This window comes from Nicoliella sp. ESL1149, from assembly GCF_058107265.1.
This window is the reverse complement of record NZ_JBYLUE010000002.1, coordinates 250,944-277,714: the sequence shown is the minus strand read 5'-3', so window position 1 is coordinate 277,714 and position 26,771 is coordinate 250,944. Positions and strand designations below refer to the sequence as shown.

The following is a 26,771-nucleotide window of genomic DNA, read 5'->3' as shown; positions in this document are numbered from 1 at the left end:
GCTTTTTTATATCCAAAATGGAAATTTAATAATATTACAATTGATATCAAAAAATTTGCTACCAATGACATTTCCATCTATATTTCCGTATTTTAGAACAGAATCATTTATTGATAGCTCTGAGACATAAAAATTATGAAATGATTTTGTTTTAATTTTTTTACCTCTTAATAAATAGTAAATATGAACTAACATTAAAAAGAAGTTTTTCTTTTCTAAAATTAGAATTCTTAATTTATCACTTGGAATATTTTCTTGATTAATTAATTTACGATTATTATCCCATAATGGATTATTCTGAATGATTAAATCAGCAGTATCTGAGAAATTTTCATAATGATTATGAATTCTAAGATATAGATTAAAGGTATCTAAATTGTAGAGTGTTGAGAAAATTGATATAATTCTCTTGAAAAATTTGATAAATTTAAAACGGGAAGAAGTATTTTGAGCTTCATTCAATAAATCACTTCCAATGCCAATTTCTAAATTATTTAAGAAATAGGAATCATTATGACTATTATTATCGTAAAAATGACCAATTGATAAATTTTTCGCAGATTTACAATTAATGATTTGATTCAAGGCATCTTCCCATTTTAATGGGATTTTTTGGACAGTTGCAAAGTTGTTGTTTTTTCCAGCAGGAATAATTCCAACCGGGATTAAGGGATGATCATCATTGGTAGTATTATTAATACTACTGATAACTTCATTAACAGTTCCATCACCACCGATTACAACAATTACGAAGTGGTAAGTTGATTGATTAAAACTATTTTTGACTAATTGTTCAGTAATTTGTTCAGTATTTCCAGCATACTTAGAAGCACGATGTTCAAAAGGAATATTTCTAGATTTTAATGTGGATATTACTTGTTCTCCAATTTGTTTAGCTTTTCCACCGTTCGCAGTCGGATTAATAACTACTAAAAATTTTGATCGCAATTAGATTCCCTCCTTGTATATTATTGAAATTTATATTTAGGTAGTATAGAGTTATGCCCAAATAAAAAGCGAATTCAAAAATGAATTCGCTTTTTGATTTTCAATGCGTTTATTTATTGTTCATAATTAACATTGGTAAAATCAGTGGATGGCGTTCAGTTTTGTTAAATAAGAATTTTTGTAAATCATTAACAATTGCACTTTGCAATGAAGCTTCATTTATTTTTTTATTATGCATTGTTCTAACAATACTATTAAATACAAGGCGACGACCTTCATCTAATAATTTACCAGATTCACGCATGTAAACAAAACCACGAGATAATAAGTCTGGACCTGCTTGAACTTCATGGCGTTTTAGATTGATTGTTGCAACAACAATTACTAAACCTTCTTCTGCTAAAATTTGCCGATCATGAAGAACAACATTTCCAACGCTACTTGTTCCGTTACCATCAATGTAAACATCACCAGCGCCGAAATGTCCGGCAATTCTAGCATTATCTTTTGATAATGCTAGAACATCACCGTTTTCCATAATGAAGCTATGATCTAGTGGAACACCACATTGACGGGCTAGTTCAGTATGAATTTTTAACATCCGGTATTCACCGTGGATAGGCATAAAGTATTTAGGCCTCATTAATCTTAACATTAATTTTTGTTCTTCTTGACCACCATGACCAGATGTATGGATATTATTTACCTTACCGTGAATAACTCTAGCACCGGCTTCTTCAAGTTCATTGATAACTTTATTAACACTAATTGTGTTACCAGGAATTGGGTTACTAGAGAAGACAACTGTATCGTTAGGTTGGATAGAAATTTGTCGATGAGTACCATTAGCAATTCGAGAAAGAGCAGCCATTGGTTCACCTTGAGATCCAGTACACAAAATCAACGTTTTGTTTGCAGGTAATGATGATAACTCAGAAGGTTCAACGAAGATATCTTCTGGTACAGTTAAATAACCTAATTCTCGACCATTAACAACGGCTGCTTCCATACTTCGTCCAAACACAGCAATTTTGCGACCATGCTTAACAGCAGCTTCACAAGCAGTTTGGATTCTAGAAATATTAGAAGCGAAAGTTGCAAAAATAATTCGGCCATCAACAGAATTAAAGATATGGCGAACAGATTTTCCGACCCACCGTTCAGATTTACTCCATTCAGGTCGTTCAGCATTAGTACTATCTGACATTAAGCAAAGAACACCTTCCTTGCTTAAATCTGTCATTGCTGCAAAACCAGGTGATTGATTTGTAACTGGTGTAAGATCCATCTTGAAATCACCAGTTTCTACAATTACTCCGTTAGGGGTATGAACGGCAACACCAAGAGTATCTGGAATTGAGTGAGTAGTTCTAAAGAAAGAAACACTCATTTTACCAAATTTTAGTTTAGTTTTTTCATCGATTTCATGTAATTCAGCTTCACGAGCTAAACCGCGTTCTTCAAGTTTACTTTTAATTAACGCTAGTGCAAGAGGACCACCATAAATCGGAACGTTTAAGTCCTTCAATAAATATGGCACACCTCCAATATGGTCTTCATGACCATGGGTGATAACTAAAGCTTTGATTTTATCTCTATTCTTAATTAAATAGTGATAATCAGGAATAACGTAGTTAACACCGAGTAGGCTATCTTCTGGGAATTTAATTCCAGCATCGATTAAGATGATTTCATCTTGAAATTGAACACCATAGGTGTTTTTACCAATTTCGCCTAATCCACCAACGCCATAAATAGCTACTTCATTATTTTTGACGTTTAATTTATTCATAATTATTTAAACTCCATTATTTTAAAATCAGGTTGTTTCTTTTCATATTCTAAGTGATTACCTTCTAAAGGTTCAATATATTCAATATCATGATTAGTGTTATTTTGAACTTTAATTCGGGCATCTACTTCTGAATCAGCTTCAACGTAGAGACTCTTTGTATTTTCACGACGTAAAGTCGTCTTAATATCATCAAGATATAGTACTTTAAAAATCAATTTTATTAACTCCTTTATTTTTTATTTATTGATTTATGTATTTTTAATTATCGATAGAAAACCTTTTATAAGTTTATCATAATATCATTAATAAGTATAGCTTATCACTTTAGAATAAAGCGTGTTAAAATGAATGATAAAAATAGATTATGTTAGTGGTGATTAAAATGTTTATGGAAATATTTTGGGGATTTATAGTGGCTGTAATTATTTATAATTTTATTCATCATTTCATCGTTATTAATGGTTCTAAAAAATATCAATTAGAATATAAAAACTTTACAAATCTGATTGTCAAAAAAATTATTACTGAAATGAAAGATGAGAGTTCCTTTAACTATCCGATTCAAAAGAAGAATGCCAGTGTTTTGAGTGATGTTTGGGGACGTCAAGTTTTAGTGTTTGAATACGATTTTAAATTTAAGACTGGAATTGAAGGAAATGAAGAACCATTTTTAACTAATTTTAAACAACTTTTGAATAATTATTGTGTCAATAATCATATCTTATATCGAAATAAACCAAAACTAGTTATCACTGATTCTTGGAATTATGATGAAATTTTGCACGTTGATGTCGCCTGTTTGAGTAACGATTCAACATTAGAATACATTAATGATTTAAATCGATTAAAATAAAAGCTCTACTAAAATGATAGATTAGTAAAGCTTTTATTGATTTATTAACTTAGAAAAATTTCATCATCTGAACGAGAAAAAGGATCTTTTTTATCAATATGATCGTAGAACAATGTTCCATGAAGATGATCGATTTCATGTTGGCAAACGATAGCAGGATAGTTCTTAAGTCTTAGTTGATGGGTTTCACCATTAACATCCTGATAACGAAGAGTAATTCTGGCAGCTCTTGGAACATATCCAGGAACATCTTCATCAACAGACAAACAACCTTCTCCTTCGTCTAATGCTGCTCGTTGAACAGAGTTAGATAGAATAACAGGGTTGATAATAACATCTTTAAATAATGGTTCCCCATGGTTTTCTGATGGGACCATAACTGAAGCCATCATTTTACTCTCACCTACTTGAGGAGCTGCTAAACCAACTCCCGCCCTTAGTTTATATTTTTTACAGAGTTTAGGATTTTGGCTTACCTCTAAGTACTCCATTAATTTTTTAGCGAGAATTTTATTTTCTTCACTCAAAGGGAATTCAACCTTTTTGGCTTGTTTTCTTAGAACAGGATCCCCATCTCTAACAATATCTTTCATTAAAAACATTATATTCACTCCATATTTAATAATACTTATATTTTATCACATTTTAGAAGACGTTGAGAAAGAAGGAATATTTATGAATAATAATTACTTTTATCCAATTTTTCAAGATTGGTCAGAAGATGAGCTTCGTCAAGTTTGTAAATTATATATGTTAGTAGAGAATTCATATGAAAATGACAAGGGAGCTCCAAAGAAAGATCTTTTATCTGCGTTTGCTGCCTTTCAAAAAATTAATCCAGCTAAAGGAGAACAAAAACAATTAGAACGTCAATTTCAAAAAAGTTCTGGATATGATATTTACCGAACAATTCAAGAAGCAAAAAAAACATTCGGCAACATGGTTAAAATGTAGAACTATTTTGACTGATCTATTACTTTAATGATAAAATTTTAAAATAATGTGTAAATTAAAGTTCGTTTTGAGAAATTATTAAGTTTGTACTATAATGTATAAATGTATATTTATGCTATTTAATAGCACTTAATTCGAGAAAGCTTAATTAATGAAGGGAAGAAATACTTTTGAAAACAAGAGACGATATTAGAAATATTGCCATTATTGCCCACGTTGACCATGGTAAAACTACTTTGGTTAATGAACTATTAAAACAATCTGATACTTTAGACGGTCATACTGAAATTCAAGACCGAGCTTTAGATAGTAATGCAATTGAACGTGAACGTGGTATTACGATTTTATCAAAGAATACCGCTGTTAAGTACGATGGTAAACAAATTAACATTCTTGATACTCCAGGACATGCTGACTTTGGTGGAGAAGTTGAACGTATTATGCGAATGGTTGATGGTGTGTTATTAGTTGTTGATGCTTTTGAAGGAACTATGCCTCAAACTCGTTTCGTTTTAAAGAAAGCCTTAGAACAACACTTAACTCCAATCGTTGTTATTAACAAGGTTGACCGTCCAGGTGCTCGTCCAGCTGAAGTTGTTGATGAAGTTCTTGATTTATTTATTGAATTAGGTGCTGATGAAGACCAACTTGAATTCCCAGTTATCTATGCTTCTGCTATGAATGGTACTTCAAGTTTTGATCCTGATCTTTCAACTCAAGAGCATACCATGAAGCCTATTTTTGATACTATCTTAAAAGATATTCCTGCTCCAATTGACAACGAAGATGAACCTCTTCAATTCCAAGTTGCCATGTTAGACTATGATGACTTTTTGGGTCGTATCGGTATTGGTCGTGTTTTCAGAGGTAAGATTAAGGTTGGAGACAATGTTACTGTTATGAAATTAGATGGTAGCACTCAAAACTTCCGTGTAAGTAAATTAATGGGATTCATTGGTTTACAAAAAGTTGATATTCAAGAAGGTCGCCCTGGTGATTTAATTTGTGTATCTGGAATGGAAGATATTAACGTCGGTGAAACTGTTGTTGATCCTAACGATAAGGAACCACTTCCAGTATTACGGATTGATGAACCAACCCTTCAAATGACATTTGGTACTAATACTTCACCATTTGTTGGTAAGGAAGGTAAGTTCGTTACTGCTCGTCAACTTGAAGAACGTTTGAAACATGAATTACACACTGATGTTTCTCTTCGTGTTGAAGATACTGGTGAACCTGGTTCATGGACTGTTTCTGGTCGTGGTGAATTACATTTATCTATCTTAATTGAAACTCTTCGTCGTGAAGGATTTGAATTACAAGTTTCACGTCCTAAAGTTATTATTCGTGAAATTGATGGTGAAAAGTGTGAACCATTCGAATCAGTTCAAATTGATACCCCAGAAGAATACTCTGGTTCAATTATCGATACTTTATCTCAACGTAAAGGAACCATGGAAAACATGGAAAACACTGGGAATGGTCAACAACGTTTGACTTTCTTAGTTCCTTCACGTGGATTAATCGGTTATTCAAGTGATTTCTTATCATTAACTCGTGGTTACGGAATTATGAACCATAGTTTTGAAAAGTATATGCCAGTAATCAAAAAGTGGCAACCAGGTCGTAAGAATGGTGCGCTTGTTTCTATGAACCAAGGTAAGAGTACTACTTACGCTACTATGGGTATTGAAAGTCGTGGTACGATTTTCATTAATCCTGGAACTGAAGTATATGAAGGAATGATCGTTGGTAAGAATAGTCGTGAAAACGATATTTCCGTTAACATTACCAAAGGTAAGAAGTTAACCAACGTTCGTGCTGCTGGTTCAGATGATATGGCTAAGATCAAGGAACCTGAACATTTGACTCTTGAAGAATCATTGGAATTCTTAAATGAAGATGAACTTTGTGAAGTTACTCCAGAAAGTGTTCGTTTAAGAAAGAGAATTCTAAACACTAATGAACGTGAGAAAGCTGCTAAGCGTGCTCGTCACAACTAATTAAATATTTTGAAAGGCAAAGAAATTAAAATTTCTTTGCCTTTTTTCTTTGTCTTTTTGGAATATGGTATAATTATTTATAATTATTATTTAAAGAAGGATTATTAATGAATAGGTTTACCGATGATAATAAAATCAATTTTAAAAATTTAGACTACTACATATTAGGACCGTTTATCGTTCTAGTTATTATAGGAATTATAATGGTCTATTCTGCTAGTTCTAATATTGCAATTCAAAATGGTGGATCTCCAATTGCTTATTTATTTAAGCAAAGCTTTTTTGTTTTATTAGGAATATTTTCAATGTGGTTTATATTTAAAAAAATTGATAAACCTTTCTTGCATAAATATTTTTCTTCTCTTAGTTTTTTATTTTTTACTGATGTTTTAATAGCTCTCTTATTAATGGGTCTACTTGTTGTTGGTAAAACTGTAAACGGTTCAGCTGGATGGATTAATTTAGGTCCTTTAAAATTACAACCTGCTGAATTTATAAAGTTTTTTTATATTATGTATTATGCAACTTATGCCCAAAAAAATGCTAAGAGTATTTATGAGCACCCATTTCTAAAAAATTTAAAATACTTTTCGTATCTAGAAGCTATTCCATTAGGTTTAGTTCTGTTACAACCTGACTTGGGAGGAACAGCAATTAATCTATTTATTATTTTAATGATGGTGTTATCAATTAAAAAAAATAAGTTTAGATCAATTGGTTATGGTACAGCAATTATTTTAGGAATTTGGTTTCTATTAATGAAAGTTTTCGTTCCAATTTTTAGTAATGGATTTATGAAGAATAATTATCAAGTTCAAAGAATTATTGCTTTTTCTAATCCGTTTATCCATGCTCAAGGATCTGGACAACAATTAGTAAATTCTTATTATGCATTTAGTAATGGGGGATTGTTCGGAGTGGGTTTAGGAAATAGTATTCAAAAGACCGGTTATTTGCCTGAACCAAATACGGATTTTATTATGGCTATTATTTCAGAGGAATTAGGTGCTTTTACAGTAATTCTAATCATATTAATTTTGATGTTACTCATAATGAGAATTGTTAAAATTGGGATGGACACTAATACAATAAGAGATATGATGATTTGTTATGGGACTGCATCTTTTATACTAATTGAGGCTTTCTTTAATATTGGAGGAGTAATTGGTTTATTACCAATTACTGGGGTTACATTTCCATTTATAAGTTATGGAGGTTCAAGTATGGTAACTTTATGTTTGTGTTTAGGAGTCGTTTTAAAAATTAGTTATAAGCAAAAAATAAGTTCTAAAGAAGGGTAATTAATATGTTTCCTAAGAAAGTTAAATTGATTATAATGGTTGCTTCTTTTCGAAATATTAATATGATTAAAAAAATGGGCTTTATTGTTTATTCATCGAAATCCAATCGTTACATTGTAATCTATGTAAATACTGATGATTATGACATAATAATTAACAAATTAAAAAAGATTGGTTCAGTAAAACGAGTTAGTATCTCACCTTTAAATGATTTAGTTAAGACTTTTTCACAGACTCAAGATGTTGAAGACGAAGATGATGATGAAATTTAGAAAGTAGGCCTATTTTGCGAATTATTTCAGGAAATTATGGAGGCAGAAGATTAAAATCTGTCCCAACAAATTTAACTAGACCAACCACTGATAAAGTCAAAGAATCGTTGTTCAATATGATTGGGCCTTATTTTGATGGCGGAAAAATTTTAGATCTTTTTGCTGGTTCTGGAAATGTTGGAATTGAAGCTATTTCTCGTGGGATGGATTATGCAGTTTTAATAGATCGTCAATTTGCAGCAATTAAAACTATTAAAGAAAATATTGAAATTACAAAAGAACCAGAAAAATTCATGGCATTGAAAATGAATGCCAATGCTGCGTTAAAAAAATTAAATCAAGAAGAAATAAAATTCAATTACGTTTTTTTAGATCCGCCATATAAAAAACAACAAATGGTAAAAGATATGGGGAAATTAATTGATTTAAATCTGTTAAAACCTAATGCTGTTATCATATGTGAAACTGATGATAAAACTTTGATGGAAAATAATATAAATAATTTTAAGATGGTTGAACAAAAACACTATGGAATTACACAATTGACTATTTACTCATATCAGGGGGAATAAGAATGGTGAAAGCAATTTTTCCAGGAAGTTTTGATCCATTTACAAATGGTCACTTAGATATTGCCACCAGAGCAAGTCTTCTTTTTGATAGTTTAACGATTGTAATTGGAAATAATACTAGTAAAAACTCTTTATTTTCGCCGATTGAAAGAAAGAAAATGATTGAATCTACAATTTCAAATCTTCAAAACGTTGATGTGAGAATTGTTGATGGCTTAATAATTGATTATGCTCAAAAAAACGGTGTGTCTGTGATAGTAAGGGGAATTAGAAATTCAACTGACTTTGATTATGAACATGCAATTGCAACTTTAAATAAGAATTTAGATTCTAAAATAGAAACTGTTTGTTTAATTACCGATTCAAAATACGAAGCAATTTCCTCAACAATGATAAAAGAGATATTTAAATTTAACGGGAATGTCAGTTCTTACCTTCCTAAAAATGTCTTAAAAGCAATGAAAATAAAGAAGGAATAATAATGAAAAAGGTTCATAAACATAAATATAAATTAATTATTGGAATAATTTCTTTGATGGTTTTAATTTTAGGATTCTTTAATTTTCCTCTTCCTAAATTAGTAGAAGGTCCAGGAGAAGCTGTTAATTTAAAAACTATGGTTTCAATAAAGGGACATCCCGATAATAATCGAGGAAAGTTATTATTGACATCTGTCGGGATTTCTCAAGCCACTCCATATTCCTATGTTCAAAGTTTATTTTATCCTTATTATAATTTAGAGAATATTAATGATGTTACTCAAGGGGAGAATGAGGCAACATATAATAATGTTCAAAAGTTTTATATGCAAAGTGCAATTAATAGTGCAATTTATGTAGGAAGTCGAGCAGCTCATGCAAAAGTAAAATTACATAATGAGGGAATTTATGTTTTAAGTAAGTTGAAACAATCTACTTTCAATAAATTACACGTTGGAGATATTATTTTAAAAGTTAATGGTAAGAAATATGCTAATGCTTCTGGGTATCAAAAATATATTAAGCATCATCGGATTGGTAGTAAAATAAGGATTCAGTATTTAAGAGGGAAGCATTATTATAATGAAACTGGTAAGTTGATTAAATTACCTGAAACGAACAATTCGGGAATTGGGATTACATTAACAGATAATTTAAAAGTTAAGTCCAAATTACCAACTACAATTAATCCTGGAGCAATTGGTGGTCCTTCAGCAGGTTTGATGTTTTCTTTACAGGTTTATAGTCAATTAGCCAATCATAATTTAAAACGTGGACGAATTATTGCTGGTACTGGAACCATTTCACCATCTGGTCAAGTTGGTGAAATTGGAGGAATTGATAAAAAGGTTATTACGGCTAAGAAGCAAGGAGCAACAATTTTTTTAGCCCCTTATATTAAACCAAGTAAAGCTATTTTATCTATTGAACCAGATCATGTAACTAATTATCAACTGGCTAAACAAACTGCTAAGAAGTATGCTCCTAATATGAAAGTAATTCCAATAAAAACATTTAACGATGCTTTAAAATATTTGAATAAATAAATTGGAAGAGCTAATTAATTTAGCTCTTTTTTTCGTATTTTATTAATGGAGAAAGGAGAATAAGGATGGAACGAATAAAGATGCTTTTTGATCAGTATCGAAATCAAATTATGATAGGAATGGCTGCTTTAATTGTGTTATTGTTAATATTGCTGAGTGTTTTATTTATTAATAAACCAAATGCTTCAACATCTAAAAATAATCTAACAAGTAATTCAGAAATTTCAAGTTTATCACATAGTGAAGTTGAAAGTAGAGCATCTGTTCAAGAAAATAAAGAAGAAGTAACAGAAATTTATGTTGATATTAAAGGAGCCGTAAAAAATCCAGGAGTATATCGTTTAAAATCTAATTTACGTTGCTCTAATGTAATTGACATGGCAGGTGGATTAACTAAAAAAGCTAATGTAAAAAAGATAAATTTAGCTCAAAAAGTTAATGATCAACAGGTATTATATATTCCTCAAAAAGGAGAAAAGGTGCCTGATTCAAATGTTAATGATTCAACGAGTCAGGTAAATAATTCTTCAAGTTCTACTTCTGAAGTAGGAAATAAAATTAATATAAACACTGCAGATGTTACTCAACTTCAGCAAATCACGGGAATTGGTGAAAAAAGAGCAGAACAAATTATAAATTATCGAAAAGAACATGGCGAGTTTAAAAAAATAGAAGATTTAAAACAAGTTAGTGGTATTGGTGATAAAATGTTGGAAAATATGAAAGACTCAATTTCAATATGATATACTCTATTTAAAGAAGAGGGAGTATTAGCTATGACAAAAAGAAGAATTCCGTGGGATGAATATTTTATGTTGCAAGCAATTTTAATTTCAACCAGAAGTACGTGTAACCGACTTTCTGTTGGAGCAACTTTGGTAAGAGATCGAAGAATCATTGCTGGTGGTTATAACGGTTCTGTATCAGGAGATGAACATTGCATAGACGCGGGTTGTTACATGGTTGACGGACATTGTTTACGTACTATTCATGCAGAGATGAATGCTGTTCTTCAATGTGCAAAATTTGGAGAACCAACTGATGGTGCTGAAATATATGTAACTGATTTTCCCTGTTTACAATGTACAAAAATGTTGTTACAAGCAGGAATTGTGAAGATTAATTATCTTAGAAATTACCATAATGACCCTTATGCAATGCATCTTTTGAAATTAAAGCATGTCGAATTAAGACAAGTGAAAATTCCTAAATCCACAATTGAAAATTTACCATTTGATTCGCTTCCTTCTGATGAATAATTAAAAACAATGTAATTTTAATATGTTCGTTTCTATTAACTAGTATTACGATAATTTTTTGGGGTAGTTTATGGCTTGGACTATTGATTTGTTTTTGGTCGATAATAAAATTAATTTATTTTCGATCAATAAAAACTATTTTGGTGTCTATCATTTTATCGTTTTTGATGATAATATTTTGTTTTCATGAAAATAGATTGATTAAGAATCAAAGATTAAATCAAGAAATCACTGCTGAAATGACCATTAATGCAGATGACTTTAAAATTAATGATGGTTTTATAAGTGGTAAAGCCAATCTTTTAGGTATAAAACAACAGAAAATATCCTTTTTTGGTAGGATTAATAATAATAACATTAAACAGCTTAATCTTCTTAAGAATAAGACACTTTATATTAAAGGAAATGCTTCCGTTGAAGATTTCCCAGAGGCAACTAACTTTAATCAGTTTGATTTGAGACGTTATTATAGGACTCAGAGAATTACGAATGCTCTAAAATTAGAAAACATTGTAACTATTGATGAGTGTAAAAAGCCAACATTTTCCCAATTAATTCATCAATTTCGTGCAAAATGGATAACATATTCAGAAAAACTGCCCCATCCATTAGGGGTTTATTTCTCTAGTTTGATATTAGGAATAATGGATCAAGAATTAATGGAAGAAATTGAAGGACTTCGTCAATTAGGTCTAATTCATTTGTTCAGTATTTCTGGATTTCATGTTTATTTTTTAATTAATTTAATTGAATCTTTTTTGGTACGATTACGTTTAAAAAGAGAAAATATTCAAATTTTAATTCTATTAGTTCTACCAATATATTTTATATTTGCTGGTTCTTCAGTGGGGTTATTGCGTGCTGTATTGACGAGTGGCTTAAGAATAATATTTAATTTAAAAAACATTAATTTTAATGGTGTCGATTTATGGGGATTAGTATTAATAATAAATTTATTATTTTATCCACAAGTCTTGTTTCAAATGGGATGCCAATTAAGTTATATTCTTTCATTTGGACTCTTATTTACAAATAAAATGTCACTTTTAAAACAAACATTTATAATGAATTTAATTGGGGTACCAATTATTATTTATTATCTTTATGAATGGCATGTATTATCGTTACTAGCAAATATCCTATTATTACCATTGTTTTCAGTTTTAATAATGCCAGCTGTAATTATTGGCGGATTAACTTATCCTGTAATACCAATTATTGGGACTACTTGTGCTGGAATTATAAGTATATTTGATAATTTTGCAATGTTGATAAGTAAACTACCGGGGAATATTTTAGTTGGGAAACCACATTACAGCATTATTTTTATTTTACTAATAGTAACAGCTACCCTGTTTGATTCAATTACAGTCAAAAAAATAATTATATTGTTAAGTATCTATATGGGTGTGTTTTTATGGATTCATTTTCCCGTCAAAGGAGAAGTGAGTTATTTTGATGTAGGACAGGGAGATAGTTTCTTGATTAGGGAACCTTTGAATCAAAGTGTGACCATAATTGATACAGGGGGACGTTTAATATTTGGTAAACAGAAGGATCCTAATAAGTATAAAGCAGAACAAACATCAATTAATTATTTGAAAAGTATTGGAATTCGTAAAATCAATAATATTTGTATTAGTCATCAAGATGCAGATCATTGTGGAGATTTACCAGCATTTCTTAAATTGATGGACGTAGATAAAATTTATATTCCTGATGGGATGCAAAATAATCCTTCATTTATGAAAAAAGTTCAATTAAATAGCAATTCTACTAAATTAATTCCTGTAAAGGCAGGAAATCATATTTTGGACACTCCATTAAATGTGTACCACCCCTTTAATTCCGGGATGGGTAAAAATGAAGATTCAATGGTATTAAGTTGTGAAATAGGTGGTTTAAAGTGGTTGTTCACCGGGGACTTAGATCGAAAGGGAGAATTAGAGACGATAAATCATTATCCGTTTTTAAGGACTGATGTGTTAAAATTAGGACACCATGGTAGTAAAACATCATCTGATCCAGAATTTTTGGATAGATTGAATCCTAAAATTGCCGTTATTTCTGCTGGAAGAAACAATCGATATAATCACCCGAATGAAGAAACTATTGAAAATGTAATGAAACGTAAAATGAAAATTTATAATACACAGATTGATGGGATGATAAGATATCGATATTCTAAGAATGACGGGTATTTTGAAACAAAGTTAAGAAGGTAATTTTAAATGAATTTCACCACTATTTTACATGATTTAAATTATGAAAATTTAAAACCTGTTTATTTAATTCAGGGAGAACAAGATTATCTGATTGAACGTTTAAAAAATAAATTTATAAGTTTAATTCCTAAAGAAGAGCGTGAAATGAATTATGCAAATTATGATATGGATGTGACTGCTATCAATGATGCTATCAATGATGCCTTATCTGCTCCTTTTTTTGGTGAACGTAGAATTGTAATGATCTCTAATCCTATTTTTTTAACAGGAAATACTAAGTCGAAAGTAAAACAAGACGTTGATGTTTTGCTCAATTACTTGAAAACGCCAATGGAAACTACAACGTTAGTTATTATTGCACCATATGATAAATTAGATAATCGAAAAAAAGTTAATAAATTATTAAATAAGAAATCTGTAAAAATTGATTTGAGTAATTTTTCAGAATTTCAAATGAGAAAGTATGTAAAATCAATTATCAGTAAAAAAGGATACCAAATTGATAGAAATGCAATGGAACTATTGATTACTAAAACGGGTGGAAGTTTATCATTAATTATGAATGAACTACCCAAAATTTTATTGTTTTGTCAAAAGAATAAAAAAATTGATGCAAAAGCAGTAGACGAATTAATTACTAATTCATTAGTTCAAAATGTTTTTGATTTAATCAATTTAGTTCTAAGTCTAAAAAGTACAGATGCAATTGACTTATATCATAATCTTTTAATATCTGGTCAAGCTGCATTACAAATAAATGCAATTCTATTAGGTCAATTTCGCTTATTGATTCAAGTTATGATTTTGTTTAATCAGGGATATACACAGGGGAGTTTAGCAACTAGTTTAAAAGTACATCCATATCGAATTAAACTAGCGATTCAAACTATTAGAGGATTTAAAATCGATCAATTACAGTTAGCTTATTTAGAATTATTTAATGTTGAGTCTAAGTTAAAATCTGCAACGACTTCTCCAGAATTACTATTTGAGATGTTTATGATTAAATTTGCTAATTATATTAAAAAGGGATAACTTATTTAATAAGTTATCCCTTTTTAAATTTTGTAAAATAAAAAAGCCCAAAATAATATGAGCTTTTTTGTTTACTTATTGAATAAACGAGTCAAACGTGCTTTATCACGACTAGCCTTGTTAGGTTTGATTAAGCCTTTTGACTTAGTACGATCAATTTTACTAAGGGCATTGTGGAAAGCTTCTTCGACGTTACTTTCGTTGTTAGCCTTAGCTTTTTCAAAAGTACGAATTGCACTACGCATTAAGCTTAAGCGACTAGCGTTACGCTTGTTAGCAGTTTCATTAGTTTTTACACGTTTAATAGCTGATTTAATAACTGGCATGTAATTCACCTCCAGATGTATATTCATAATTGCAACATTCGTTATTATACAATAGATAACGAAATGAATGCAACATTGTTTAGTTATTTTGAAATTATTCTTGCTGTTTCGAATCTTTTCTAGTATCATAGTTAATTGTACGACCATTGCTTAGTTATTTTCGCTTCTCACTGACGGATGACTCAGTAATTGGTTTATATAAAAATTGAAAGGTGGGATTTTTTATGGCACTTACACAAGGTCGTAAAAATGAAATTATGAAAAAGTATGCACGTCACGAAGGAGATACTGGTTCTGTTGAAGTTCAAGTAGCTGTTTTGACTGCAGACATTAATGAAATTAACAATCACATGAAAGAAAATCGTAAAGATTACCATTCACAACGTGGATTAATGAAGAAGATTGGACATCGTCGTAACCTTCTTGCATATTTACGTAACAATGACGTACAACGTTACCGTGAATTAATTAAGAGCTTAGGCTTACGTCGTTAATATTTTTAAAGGTGAAGCTTCGTTATATATGAAGCTTCACCTTTTTTGTACATAGATTTGTTTGTTTTTCCCCGTTAATTTATAAAGTATGATAAAATAGACTTAATTTGTAAGATCGAGTATAGCCTAGTTTGGGTTTTTAAATAAATTTTGAGGTGAATTATGAAAACAAATATTAAAATCATTCCATTAGGTGGAGTGCGCCAAGATGGCGAAAATTTATATGCAGTACAAATAAATGATGGAATATATGTATTAGATTGTGGTTTAAAATATCCGGAAAATGAAATGTTAGGAATTGATTTTGTTATTCCAGATTTCACTTATCTTGAAGAAAATAGAGATAAAATTGTTGGAGTTTTTCTTACCCATGGTCACTATGATGCTATTGGTGCTTTACCATATTTTCTTAAAGAGTTTGACGTTCCAGTGTTTGGTTCTGAATTAACGATTGCTTTGGCTAAGTTGGTTGTTAATGATTATAAGGAAACCCGTTCTTATAATCAATTTAATGTGATTGATGAAAAAAGAGAAATTGTCTTTGATGATGTAACGGTTTCTTTCTTTAATACGACCCACTCAATTCCAGAATCAATGGGTGTGGTTCTCTCAACTGACGTTGGGAGAATTGTATATACTGGTGACTTTAAGTTTGATCAGACTGCTCAAGATGGATATAAAACTGATTTAGCAGCATTAGCTCAACTTGGTCAAAAAGGTGTTTTAGCATTACTTAGTGATTCAAGAAATGCTGAAAATTACAAGACAAGTGTAAACGAGTATAAAGTTGAAGGATACATTAATGATGTATTTCAAAACTATCAGAATCGTAGAATTATTGTTGCTAGTGCGGCTCATAATCTATTGAGAATTCAGCAAATTCTCAATGTTGCTCATCAAAATGAACGGAAGGTATTTTTAGCGAACCGTAGTTTACAAAGAATTATTACTACTGCAATCAAGCTAAACAAATTGAATGTTCCTGCTGATGATATGATCATATCTTCATATAAAGAATTGGATAAATTAGATCCAGAAGACACGGTTATTTTACAAACTGGAAAAACTGGTGAACCAATAAAAGCAATTCAAAGAATGGCTAACCAAAGAGAAAAGATTAATATTAATAAAGGAGATGTTGTATTAATTGCAACGACTCCTGCTCCTGCAATGGAAACCAACGTTGCTAAAACTAGGGATATGATTTATCGTGCTGATGGAGAAGTAGCGATGATTTCTGATGATTTAGCTTCTTCTGGTGATGCAAGTCGAAGTGATTTACAATTAATGCTTAATCTTTTAAAACCTAAATATCTTTTTCCAATTCAAGGTGAATATCGGATGCTTTATGCACATGCTCAATTGGCGGCAGAAGTTGGGATTAAACCAGAAAACATTTTCTTAACATCTAAAGGTGATGTTTATGAATATGAAAACGGTAAGATGTTAAGAGGTAACAGCGTCCAGGGTGGCGATGTTATGATCGATGGAATTGGTGTTGGAGATATTGGGAATATCGTTTTGCGTGATAGAAAGATTCTATCTGAGGATGGTATTTTTGTTGCGGTTGTAACAATTAATCGAAAGAACAAGACGATTGTTTCAACTCCTAAAATTACTTCACGTGGTTTCATATATGTCAAAGCTAATAAAGATTTGATTAGTAATTGTGCAAAGTTAATTGTTAAAACTGTTCAAAATAATTTAAACAATAAAGAATTTGATTGGAGTCATCTTAAACAGGACGTTCGAGAAAGTTTGAATTCATACCTATATGAACAAACAAAGTGTCATCCAGTTATTTTGCCTGTTATTATGGAAGTTAACCAACATCGCCGTCATAAGAATACTAAGAAACATGCTAAGAAATCCGAAAAGAAAAATGGATAAGGAATTCGAATTAGCCCAACGTTCTTTTGACAAACAAAAATATTCAAAAACAATCAAAATTTTAACTAAATTGAATAGGAATGGTTCATCTGTAAAGGTGAACCATTTGTTAGTTAAAGCACTTTATTTCAATAATCAATTCAAAGAAGCAAGTAAATATTTATTTGAAAAAATTAATACTTATGAAAATATTGATGATTTTAAATTAATGGTGAACATTCTTTTACAAAATAATTTATTTATAAAGGCTAGGATTAGCATTAATACCATTAACGATAAAGTGATGCAATTATCACTATTTAAAATGGTTGAACAAAAGGAAAAATGGTTCAAAGAATATAAAGAAAATGACATTTTAGAAATTAAAAGAAAATGTATTGACTTAAGTAGAGCAACACTATCTCAACAAAAATATCTTTTGGAACTAGCAGAGAAGTTACCGATTGATGATTTTATTTCGACTTCTGAATATAACTTAATGAATCCATTTATTAACCCGATTGTAAGATGTGAACTTTTGAATGATTTAAAGAATTTAGGATTATCTAAGAAAATTAAAGTTTATTGTATTGATGATCAAGTTCATATAGTCGATATTTCAACACTTGTTCCTTTAACAAAAAGTAAGAGTTATGTTACTGGAATTGAAGATATTATTGAACGGTTTTCATCAATTGATCATTTTAAAACCAGATATTTGCAAAGTACTTACAATTTGTACATGATGTACTTGTATCCTTTAAATGATGAAATTGTTAGTTGCGAATCTAAGTGGATAGATGTTTTAAATATTCATTTAGATGGAGAAAATATAACCGATGCAAATGATTCAATCAAAGAAATTGAAAAATGGCAACAAAAATTAAACAAAATTACAGCAGATATGAGTTTCAAATAATAAAATAAAAAAATTGTTCAATAGATGTTTACAAATAAATTACTAACTAATATAATATTAAAGGTGCAATACTAAAACCTTGAAGAAATGCTGAATATAGTTTTGTATTTCTATTGAGATGTAGTATAATAATACTAAAAGATGTGTGGAATTTCCCATACAAATCTTTCGAAAAATAACAGGAGGTTTTCATTAATGGCAAAAGAACATTATGAAAGAACAAAACCCCATGTAAATATTGGTACTATTGGCCATATTGATCATGGTAAGACTACTTTAACTGCAGCCATCACAAAGGTATTATCCGAAAAAGGTTTAGCTAAGGCTGAAGACTACGCTAATATCGATGCTGCTCCAGAAGAACGTGAACGTGGTATTACGATCAACACTGCGCACGTTGAATACGAAACTGAAAAGCGTCACTATGCCCACGTTGATGCTCCAGGACATGCTGATTACATCAAGAACATGATTACTGGTGCTGCTCAAATGGATGGTGCTATCTTAGTTGTTGCCGCAACTGATGGTCCTATGCCACAAACTCGTGAACATATTCTTTTAGCTAAGCAAGTTGGTGTTAACTACATCGTTGTCTTCTTAAACAAGACTGATTTAGTTGATGATGACGAATTAGTTGACTTAGTTGAAATGGAAGTTCGTGAATTACTTTCAGAATACGATTACCCTGGTGATGATATTCCAGTTGTTCGTGGTTCAGCTCTTAAAGCCCTTGAAGGTGACAAAGATGCCGAAGCTAAGATCATGGAATTAATGGATGTTGTTGATGAATACATCCCAACTCCAGAACGTGATGACAGTAAGCCATTCTTAATGCCAATTGAAGATGTCTTCTCCATTACTGGTCGTGGTACTGTTGCATCTGGTCGTATTGATCGTGGTGTTATCAAGGTCGGTGAAGAAGTTGAAATCGTTGGTTTAGTTGAAGATGTTATCAAGACTACTGTTACTGGTCTTGAAATGTTCCGTAAGACTCTTGACGAAGGTGAAGCCGGAGATAACGTTGGTATTTTACTTCGTGGTGTTGACCGTACTCAAGTTGTTCGTGGACAAGTTCTTGCTGCTCCAGGTTCAATCAAGACTCACAAGAAGTTCTCTGGTGAAGTTTACATCTTAACTAAAGAAGAAGGTGGACGTCATACTCCATTCTTCTCAAACTACCGTCCACAATTCTACTTCCATACCACTGATGTTACCGGTGTTGTTGAACTAGAAGACGGTGTTGAAATGGTTATGCCTGGTGATAACGTTACATTCAACGTTGAATTAACTAAGCCAGTTGCCATTGAGAAAGGTACTAAGTTCACTATTCGTGAAGGTGGTCACACCGTTGGTGCCGGAATCGTTTCTAAGATTGAAGACTAATTTTAGATTCTAAAAAAAGACTAGTTGAACTAGTCTTTTTTTGTACATAAAAATAAGGATAATTGATACAACATGAGTTAGATGGTATAATTCCATATGTAGTGGAAATAAAGCTTGTTAAGCTTATTTTCGTAAATCAGAATAAAATATTTCATTTCGGAGGGAATATAATGGCTGCAAAATGGGAAAAGAAAGGTACCAACGATGGTGTATTAACCTTTGAAATTGGTACAGATAAGATTAAAGAAGGTTTAGAAAAGGCTTTCAATAAGAATAAAAAGAATATTAATATCCCTGGTTTTCGTAAGGGTAAGGTAACACGTCAAGTATTTAACGAAATGTATGGTGAAGAAGCTCTATATCAAGATGCCTTGAACTTCTTATTACCTGAAGCATATTCAAATGCTGTTAAAGAAACTAAGATTGAACCAGTGGCTCAACCAGAAGTTGCTGTTAAGTCCTTAGAAAAGGGTAAACCTTGGGTGTTAACTGCTAAGGTTAGTGTTAAACCAACTGTTAAGTTAGGTAAGTACAAGGGTGTTGAAGTTGCAAAACAAGATACTACTGTTACTTCCAAAGATGTTGATGCTGCAATTGAAAAGAAACGTCAATCACAAGCAGAATTAGTATTAGTTGATCGTGCTGCTAAGAAGGGTGATACAGTAACCATTGATTTTGATGGTTATGTTGATGGTAAGCCTTTTGATGGTGGTAAAGCTACTAACTACTCCTTAGAATTAGGATCACATTCATTTATTGATAACTTCGAAGATCAAATTGAAGGTCATAAACCTGGTGATGAATTTGACGTTGATGTAACATTCCCTAAGGACTATCAAGCTAAAGAACTTGAAGGTAAAAAGGCAACATTTAAGGTTAAGTTACACGAAGTTAAGGAACAACAATTACCTAAATTAAATGATGACTTTGCCAAAGATGTTGATGAAAATGTTGATAATATGAAAGAACTTGAAGATAAAACAAGAAAAGATCTTCAAGAACAAAAAGACAATCAAGCTGCAAGTACTACTGAAGATGAAGCAATTAATGCTGCAGTAGATAATTCTGAAATTAAAGATATTCCAGAAGCTATGATTGATGAAGATACTCAACGTCAAACTGATCAATATATGGCTAATATGCAACAACAAGGTATCAATGCTCAAACTTACTTTAAGATCACTGGTACTAAGCCAGAAGATTTGAAGAAACAATTTGCTGATGGCGCTGAACAACGTGTTAAAACTAATTTAGTTTTAGAAGCAATTGTTAAAGCTGAAAAGATTGAACCTAACGAAGATGATATCAAAGCTGAAGTTGCTGATTTAGCTAAACAATATGGCATGAAAGAAGATGCAGTTCGTAGTGCATTGACTGATGACATGTTGAAGCATGATATTGCTATTCAAAAAGCTGTTAAAGTTATTACTGACAACGCTAAAGAAGTTGAAAAGACTAGTAAAGATAGCGATAAAAAATAATTAATGAGTTAATGAAGGGAGGTCCATTTTTTAGCATTTGCTGATTGATGGGCTTCTTTTAGTTATGCAAATCACTTTTTAATTTTTAGATATTATGATATAGTTGAAAAAATGTGATGAAAAATAAAAGGAGGGGTTAAACATTGTTTGATGATGATGTTAAGGGTCCGGTTACATGTTCTTTTTGTGGTAAAACAGAAGATCAAGTAAAGAAAATTATTGCGGGACCAGGTGTATACATTTGTAATGAATGTATTGATCTATGTAAAGAAATATTAGATGAAGAATTATCTAATAATGATAAAGAACAAACTGATTTTAAATCTTTAACTCCTAAAGATATTGTTGATAAATTAAATGAATATGTTATTGGTCAAAAAGAAGCTAAGAAGACATTAGCTGTCGCTGTTTACAATCATTATAAGCGAGTTCAAGCAATGGCTCATGCTAAAGCCGGTGACACTGAACTTCAAAAGAGTAATATTGCTTTAATTGGTCCTACTGGTTCTGGAAAGACCTATCTTGCCCAAACCTTAGCACGAATTTTAAATGTTCCGTTTGCAATTGCAGATGCAACTAGTATTACTCAAGCTGGCTACGTTGGTGAAGATGTAGAAAATATCCTTTTGAAATTACTTCAAGATGCCGACTTCGATGTTGAACGAGCAGAAAAGGGAATTGTTTATATTGATGAAATTGATAAAATCGCCAAAAAAGGTGAGAATGTGTCAATCACACGAGATGTATCTGGTGAAGGGGTTCAACAATCTCTATTGAAAATTCTTGAAGGAACAGTTGCTAACGTTCCGCCTCAGGGAGGACGAAAGAATCCCCAACAAAAATTCATTCAAATCGATACTACTAATATTTTATTTATTATTGGTGGTGCGTTTGATGGAATTCAAGATATCATTAAAGATCGTTTAGGTGATAAAACAATTGGTTTTGGAACCGACTCAAAAGAGTTATCTGACTTAGATGAGGATACGATTATGCAACACGTTACAACAGAAGATTTGTTAACGTTTGGAATGATTCCAGAATTTATTGGTCGGATTCCAATCATTACTGCTTTAAATAAGTTGAATGAAAAAGACTTGATTAGAGTATTGACTGAACCTAAGAATTCATTAACTAAACAGTATGAAAAATTACTTTCTTTAGATGGTGTAGAATTAGAATTTCAAAAGACAGCTTTAAAAGCCATGGCTAAAAAAGCAATTGAACGAAAGACGGGTGCGCGTGGCCTTAGATCCATTATTGAGGATGTAATGGAAGATGTTATGTATGAAGTTCCTAGTGAACCTGATATTGAAAAAGTAGTTGTTACTGCTTCATCAGTAAACAAACATACAAAACCACGTGAAATTAAGAAGAAATAACAATAAATAAAAGGACTGGCGTTTGCCCAGTCCTTTTTTAAGGGTGATGACTATGAAAGTTGATAATGTTGAATTAGAAATTAGCGCCGTGGAACCAAAACAATATCCCAGACAAAAACAGCCAGAAATTGCAATGGTGGGAAGATCGAACGTTGGTAAGTCTTCTTTAACAAACGTGTTGATTGATAGAAGAAGTTATGCTAGGACATCAAGCCAACCTGGTAAAACACAAACTTTGAATTTTTATCACGTTAATGACATTTTATATTTTGTTGATATTCCTGGTTATGGTTTTGCACGTGTTTCCAAAAAAGAGCGTGAAAAATGGGCTAATATGATTGAAACCTATTTAACCCAAAGAAAAGAGTTAAGAGGGGTAATTCAATTAATTGATGGTCGTCACGAACCAACAAAAGATGATTTACAAATGGCAGAGTGGCTTTCATATTTTAAAATTCCATGTTTATTAGTGGTTACTAAAATGGATAAAGTTGCTCGTGGAAAATGGAATAAAACTTTATCAATCGTAAAGAAAGCGATGCCTCAATTTTCAGATATCATTCTATTTTCAGCTGCAACTAAAGATGGAAAAAATGATGTGTGGGATTGGATAGAAAACACAATAAAATAAAAAAGCCCTTTAAAGGGCTTTTTAGTATTATTTGGTTTCGTCTTGCTTTAAAATTCTATTCTTACGTTGCTTTTCCTTTTCTTTGGATTTATCTTTTAAGAAATCATCACGTTTATTATCATTAGGATTTAATTGAGCGAATTTACCAAATAATTTATCTAAATCATCTTTACGATTTATTTTAATACCCAACTGTATCATCTCCTTATTTAAGGATATGATACCAAAGATAACTTGTTTTGTCATTTGCTTTAATAATTATGTTAAAAAAGGAGGGATAATTAGTGGCTTCCCAACATATTGAGAATAAACTAAAATTATTACCAGATCTTCCTGGATGCTATCAAATGCGGGATAAAAATGAACACATTATATATATCGGAAAAGCAAAAAATTTAAAAAATCGGGTTCGTTCTTATTTTAAAAGTAGTCATACAGGGAAAACTGCTAAATTAGTGTCAAATATTGCTGATTTTACTTATATAACTACTTCTACTGATAAAGAGGCATTCTTGTTAGAAATAACCCTTATCCAAAAGCATCGTCCTTATTTTAACATTCAATTAAAGCAAGGAAATGGTGGTTATCCTTACATTAAGATTACTAACGAACGAGATCCGCAAATTAAAATTGTTAATTATGTCAAAAAAGATGGGGCATCCTATTTTGGCCCATATCCAAATGTATATGCTGCTGATGAAACAGTTAATTTTCTTCAAAAAGTTTATCCTTTGAGACGATGTAATGGTTTTCAACATCGACCTTGTTTGTATTATCATATGGGGCAATGTTTAGGAGCATGTTTTAAGACTGTTCCTAAATCTACTTATGATAAACAAATTAAACATATCAAATCCTTTTTAAATGGGGATGTGACGATTGCTAAAGAGATGTTGACCAAGAGAATGAGAAAAGCGGCTGATAAGTTAGAATTTGAACGAGCTGCAGAAATTCGTGATCAGTTAAAATATATTGAAATCACCGTTCAAAAGCAAAAAATTATTTCTCAGGATCAAACACCTCGTGATATTTTTAATTATTATGTTGATAAGGGATGGATGTCGATTGAAGTTTTCTGTATTCGGCAAGCTCGCCTAATGACGAGAATTAAACGATTATATCCAATCATTAATGATCCAAAAGAAGAAATGGTTAGTTTTATTGTTCAATTCTATCAAAAACGTCATCAACCATTGCCAAAAGAAATATTAATTCCAAAGAACTTACCTGCAGATATTATTAAAGAAGTCTTGGATGTTCCAGTTAGAACGCCTCAACGAGGACAAAAACGTTCATTACTGGACATGGCAGGAAAAAATGCCAAGATAGTTCTAGAGGAGAAATTTCGCTTGTTAGAGTTGAATTATCAAAAGACTGATGGGGCAATGAACGAATTGATGGATGATTTGGGATTACCACATGGTCATCGAATTGATGCTTTTGATCATTCGCATATTCAAGGAGCTGATCTAGTATCAGCGATGGTCGTATTTAAAGATGGTCGCCCAATGCGTAAATTGTATCGTAAATATAAGTTAGAAACGGTTGATCATGCTGACGAAGCAGCTAGCACACGTGAAGTAATTCGCCGACGATATTCAAGAGTGTTAAAAGAACATGCTGAAGATGAATTACCAGATCTCATTCTAATGGATGGTGGCCAAATTCAAATGAATGCAGTTAAGGATGTTTTAGTGAACGAATTGAATTTGAATATTCCAGTTGCTGGAATGGTAAAAAATGATAAACATAAGACTGCCGATTTATTGTTTGGTCATTCTGATACGCCATTAAATTTAAATCCAAAATCTCAAGCATTTTATTTAGTTCAGCGAATTCAAGATGAAGTCCACCGTTTTGTAATTACGTTCCATCGTCAATTACATGCTAAAAATTCAATGAGTTCAAGATTAGATAACATTAAAGGTGTCGGACCGAAAACAAGAAATAAATTATTAAGACATTTTGGAGCTATAAAAAATATAGCTAGTGCTTCGATCGATGATATTACTTCATTAGGAATTTCAAACACAGTTGCCCAAACGATAAAGCTCAGTTTAAATGAACATGCAAAAACGGAAAAGCAAATATAGTATAATATAAAATAATAAAGAAGACGAAGGAGCGATTATTTTGTTCGTAGATCAAGTAAAAATACAGCTTCAAGCCGGTAAGGGTGGTAATGGAACCGTTGCTTTTAGAAGGGAAAAATTCGTTCCTAATGGTGGCCCTGCTGGAGGAGATGGAGGACACGGTGGAAATATTGTGTTCAAAGTTGATTCAGGGATGAGTACGTTAATGGATTTTAATTATAATGGAAAATTTAAAGCTTCCAATGGAGCTGATGGCGGAAATAAGAAAATGACGGGACGCAGTGCTGATGATAGAATTATTAAAGTCCCTGAAGGAACTTCTATTTATAATGATGATACTAATGAGTTAATTTGTGATTTAATCCATGATGGTGATCAATTTACAGTTGCTCATGGTGGTCGTGGTGGTCGCGGAAATACTCATTTTATGAGTTCACGAAATCAAGCTCCTGAAATTGCAGAAAATGGGAATCCAGGAGAGACCTTAAATGTTCGATTAGAATTAAAAGTATTAGCTGATGTTGGATTAGTTGGATTTCCATCAGTTGGTAAATCTACTTTGTTATCAACGATTACCAAATCTAAGCCTAAAATAGCCGGATATCATTTTACAACTTTGGTACCTAATTTAGGAATGGTACAATTGGATGATGGAAGAGATTTTGTTATTGCTGATTTACCAGGTTTGATTGAAGGTGCATCTACTGGAGTTGGATTAGGATTTGAGTTTCTAAGACATGTTGAAAGAACGCGAGTAATTTTACATTTAGTTGATATGAGTGGAACTGAAGGTCGTGATCCTTATGATGATTACCAAAAAATAAATAAAGAATTAGCTCAATATGATTCTAAATTATTAGATCGTCCTCAAATTATCGTTGCTTCAAAGATGGATATGCCAGATTCTGAAGCTAACTTAAAAGAATTTAAGCACCAACTTGAGAAGAGTGGAAATAAAAATTTAGTATTACCAATTTCATCAATTACGCATAAGGGATTAAAACCTCTAATTGGTAAAACAGCTGACTTGCTTGATGAAACCCCTATGTTTCCAATTACTGATGAACCTGATGTTCAAGAAGTTCTTTCGTCATCTGATGATGAACCAGCATTTAAAATTAGTCGAGATGATGATGGGACATGGGTCCTTAGTGGTAATAAAATTGAAAGCCTTTTTAAGAAAACGAATATGGAACATGAACAAAGTGTTCTTCGTTTCTCACGTCAACTTTATGGAATGGGCGTTGATGATGCATTGCGTGAAGCAGGTGCTAAGGGTGGCGACACGGTTACGATCTTAGATTTTCAATTTACGTATGAAGCATAATTTTAAAATGATTTTTAATAAGAGGGTCGGAATATTTTATTCTGGCCTTTTTGAGCTCCTTAATCAATTTATGAGCTGTGATATAATAAAAAAGATGTATTTTGGAAATTAATTGATAAAA

Annotated in this window: 27 protein-coding genes; 21 read left to right on the top strand and 6 right to left on the bottom strand. The window is 31.5% G+C overall.

The annotated features are described in order from the left end of the window. Positions 1 to 6: 6 nt before the first annotated feature. The 3 genes from AC3B6G_RS01380 to AC3B6G_RS01370 form a co-directional block, all read right to left on the bottom strand. On the bottom strand, positions 7 to 948 hold the full coding sequence (locus AC3B6G_RS01380; RefSeq protein ID WP_489848672.1) for a diacylglycerol/lipid kinase family protein: 942 nt from the start codon (positions 946 to 948) through the stop codon (positions 7 to 9). A 109-nt stretch (positions 949 to 1,057) separates the two neighbouring features. Next, positions 1,058 to 2,740: a ribonuclease J1 gene (rnjA, locus tag AC3B6G_RS01375; RefSeq protein ID WP_489848671.1), complete on the bottom strand. Its 1,683-nt coding sequence runs from the start codon at positions 2,738 to 2,740 to the stop codon at positions 1,058 to 1,060. 2 nt (positions 2,741 to 2,742) lie between these two features. Then, positions 2,743 to 2,958 (bottom strand): DNA-directed RNA polymerase subunit epsilon, encoded by a 216-nt coding sequence (locus AC3B6G_RS01370; protein ID WP_489848670.1) that lies wholly within the window; start codon positions 2,956 to 2,958, stop codon positions 2,743 to 2,745. 197 nt (positions 2,959 to 3,155) lie between these two features. Here AC3B6G_RS01370 and AC3B6G_RS01365 point away from each other — a divergent pair, with 197 nt between their 5' ends. Then, complete coding sequence (locus AC3B6G_RS01365) at positions 3,156 to 3,596, top strand: hypothetical protein (protein ID WP_489848669.1); 441 nt, start codon at positions 3,156 to 3,158, stop codon at positions 3,594 to 3,596. 44 nt (positions 3,597 to 3,640) lie between these two features. On the opposite strand, the gene def is transcribed toward AC3B6G_RS01365, so the two are convergent. Continuing rightward, positions 3,641 to 4,198: a peptide deformylase gene (def, locus tag AC3B6G_RS01360; protein WP_489848668.1), complete on the bottom strand. Its 558-nt coding sequence runs from the start codon at positions 4,196 to 4,198 to the stop codon at positions 3,641 to 3,643. 73 nt (positions 4,199 to 4,271) lie between these two features. Here def and AC3B6G_RS01355 point away from each other — a divergent pair, with 73 nt between their 5' ends. From AC3B6G_RS01355 to holA, 11 genes are all read left to right on the top strand, one after another. Then, positions 4,272 to 4,550 carry a UPF0223 family protein gene (locus tag AC3B6G_RS01355; protein WP_489848667.1) on the top strand — a complete coding sequence of 93 codons (279 nt, stop codon included), beginning with the start codon at positions 4,272 to 4,274 and terminating at the stop codon, positions 4,548 to 4,550. A gap of 170 nt (positions 4,551 to 4,720) precedes the next feature. Beyond that, on the top strand, positions 4,721 to 6,556 hold the full coding sequence (gene typA / locus AC3B6G_RS01350; protein ID WP_489848666.1) for a translational GTPase TypA: 1,836 nt from the start codon (positions 4,721 to 4,723) through the stop codon (positions 6,554 to 6,556). Positions 6,557 to 6,663: 107 nt separating this feature from the next. Further along, positions 6,664 to 7,857 (top strand): FtsW/RodA/SpoVE family cell cycle protein, encoded by a 1,194-nt coding sequence (locus AC3B6G_RS01345; protein WP_489848665.1) that lies wholly within the window; start codon positions 6,664 to 6,666, stop codon positions 7,855 to 7,857. A 5-nt stretch (positions 7,858 to 7,862) separates the two neighbouring features. After that, positions 7,863 to 8,129 (top strand): DUF2129 domain-containing protein, encoded by a 267-nt coding sequence (locus tag AC3B6G_RS01340; RefSeq protein WP_489848664.1) that lies wholly within the window; start codon positions 7,863 to 7,865, stop codon positions 8,127 to 8,129. 14 nt (positions 8,130 to 8,143) lie between these two features. After that, positions 8,144 to 8,701, top strand: coding sequence for a 16S rRNA (guanine(966)-N(2))-methyltransferase RsmD (gene rsmD / locus AC3B6G_RS01335; RefSeq protein WP_489848663.1), 558 nt, complete (start codon positions 8,144 to 8,146; stop codon positions 8,699 to 8,701). Positions 8,702 to 8,703: 2 nt separating this feature from the next. After that, positions 8,704 to 9,180: a pantetheine-phosphate adenylyltransferase gene (gene coaD, locus AC3B6G_RS01330; protein ID WP_489848662.1), complete on the top strand. Its 477-nt coding sequence runs from the start codon at positions 8,704 to 8,706 to the stop codon at positions 9,178 to 9,180. A 2-nt stretch (positions 9,181 to 9,182) separates the two neighbouring features. Then, a complete protein-coding gene (locus AC3B6G_RS01325; protein WP_489848661.1) occupies positions 9,183 to 10,226 on the top strand; it encodes a SepM family pheromone-processing serine protease in 1,044 nt (347 codons plus the stop codon). A 65-nt stretch (positions 10,227 to 10,291) separates the two neighbouring features. After that, on the top strand, positions 10,292 to 10,969 hold the full coding sequence (locus tag AC3B6G_RS01320; RefSeq protein ID WP_489848660.1) for a helix-hairpin-helix domain-containing protein: 678 nt from the start codon (positions 10,292 to 10,294) through the stop codon (positions 10,967 to 10,969). A gap of 33 nt (positions 10,970 to 11,002) precedes the next feature. Further along, entirely contained in the window at positions 11,003 to 11,485 is a 483-nt protein-coding gene (locus AC3B6G_RS01315) for a ComE operon protein 2 (RefSeq protein WP_489848659.1), read from the top strand. A 197-nt stretch (positions 11,486 to 11,682) separates the two neighbouring features. Then, positions 11,683 to 13,710: a DNA internalization-related competence protein ComEC/Rec2 gene (locus AC3B6G_RS01310; RefSeq protein ID WP_489848658.1), complete on the top strand. Its 2,028-nt coding sequence runs from the start codon at positions 11,683 to 11,685 to the stop codon at positions 13,708 to 13,710. 6 nt (positions 13,711 to 13,716) lie between these two features. Then, the gene (gene holA, locus AC3B6G_RS01305) at positions 13,717 to 14,745 is read left to right on the top strand and encodes a DNA polymerase III subunit delta (RefSeq protein ID WP_489848657.1); all 1,029 of its coding nucleotides are present in this window, start codon (positions 13,717 to 13,719) and stop codon (positions 14,743 to 14,745) included. 71 nt (positions 14,746 to 14,816) lie between these two features. On the opposite strand, the gene rpsT is transcribed toward holA, so the two are convergent. Beyond that, on the bottom strand, positions 14,817 to 15,071 hold the full coding sequence (rpsT, locus tag AC3B6G_RS01300; RefSeq protein WP_489848656.1) for a 30S ribosomal protein S20: 255 nt from the start codon (positions 15,069 to 15,071) through the stop codon (positions 14,817 to 14,819). 224 nt (positions 15,072 to 15,295) lie between these two features. On the opposite strand from rpsT, the gene rpsO reads away from it, so the two are divergent. From rpsO to yihA, 7 genes are all read left to right on the top strand, one after another. After that, entirely contained in the window at positions 15,296 to 15,565 is a 270-nt protein-coding gene (gene rpsO, locus AC3B6G_RS01295; RefSeq protein WP_489848655.1) for a 30S ribosomal protein S15, read from the top strand. Positions 15,566 to 15,727: 162 nt separating this feature from the next. Beyond that, complete coding sequence (locus AC3B6G_RS01290) at positions 15,728 to 17,455, top strand: ribonuclease J (RefSeq protein WP_489848654.1); 1,728 nt, start codon at positions 15,728 to 15,730, stop codon at positions 17,453 to 17,455. Then, positions 17,448 to 18,353 (top strand): hypothetical protein, encoded by a 906-nt coding sequence (locus tag AC3B6G_RS01285; protein WP_489848653.1) that lies wholly within the window; start codon positions 17,448 to 17,450, stop codon positions 18,351 to 18,353. The genes AC3B6G_RS01290 and AC3B6G_RS01285 overlap by 8 nt, the downstream gene beginning before the upstream one ends. Before the next feature lie 195 nt (positions 18,354 to 18,548). Further along, a complete protein-coding gene (gene tuf, locus AC3B6G_RS01280) occupies positions 18,549 to 19,736 on the top strand; it encodes an elongation factor Tu (RefSeq protein WP_489848652.1) in 1,188 nt (395 codons plus the stop codon). Positions 19,737 to 19,906: 170 nt separating this feature from the next. After that, positions 19,907 to 21,217, top strand: a complete 1,311-nt coding sequence (gene tig, locus AC3B6G_RS01275; protein ID WP_489848651.1) for a trigger factor — start codon at positions 19,907 to 19,909, stop codon at positions 21,215 to 21,217. 143 nt (positions 21,218 to 21,360) lie between these two features. Further along, positions 21,361 to 22,599: an ATP-dependent Clp protease ATP-binding subunit ClpX gene (clpX, locus tag AC3B6G_RS01270; protein ID WP_489848650.1), complete on the top strand. Its 1,239-nt coding sequence runs from the start codon at positions 21,361 to 21,363 to the stop codon at positions 22,597 to 22,599. A gap of 52 nt (positions 22,600 to 22,651) precedes the next feature. Further along, complete coding sequence (yihA, locus tag AC3B6G_RS01265; RefSeq protein ID WP_489848649.1) at positions 22,652 to 23,230, top strand: ribosome biogenesis GTP-binding protein YihA/YsxC; 579 nt, start codon at positions 22,652 to 22,654, stop codon at positions 23,228 to 23,230. A gap of 27 nt (positions 23,231 to 23,257) precedes the next feature. On the opposite strand, the gene AC3B6G_RS01260 is transcribed toward yihA, so the two are convergent. Then, positions 23,258 to 23,431, bottom strand: a complete 174-nt coding sequence (locus AC3B6G_RS01260; protein ID WP_489849550.1) for an SPJ_0845 family protein — start codon at positions 23,429 to 23,431, stop codon at positions 23,258 to 23,260. An 83-nt stretch (positions 23,432 to 23,514) separates the two neighbouring features. Between AC3B6G_RS01260 and uvrC the strand changes: the two genes are divergently transcribed. Next, positions 23,515 to 25,323 (top strand): excinuclease ABC subunit UvrC, encoded by a 1,809-nt coding sequence (gene uvrC / locus AC3B6G_RS01255; protein WP_489848648.1) that lies wholly within the window; start codon positions 23,515 to 23,517, stop codon positions 25,321 to 25,323. A gap of 40 nt (positions 25,324 to 25,363) precedes the next feature. Next, complete coding sequence (obgE, locus tag AC3B6G_RS01250; protein WP_489848647.1) at positions 25,364 to 26,650, top strand: GTPase ObgE; 1,287 nt, start codon at positions 25,364 to 25,366, stop codon at positions 26,648 to 26,650. Positions 26,651 to 26,771: the final 121 nt, after the last annotated feature.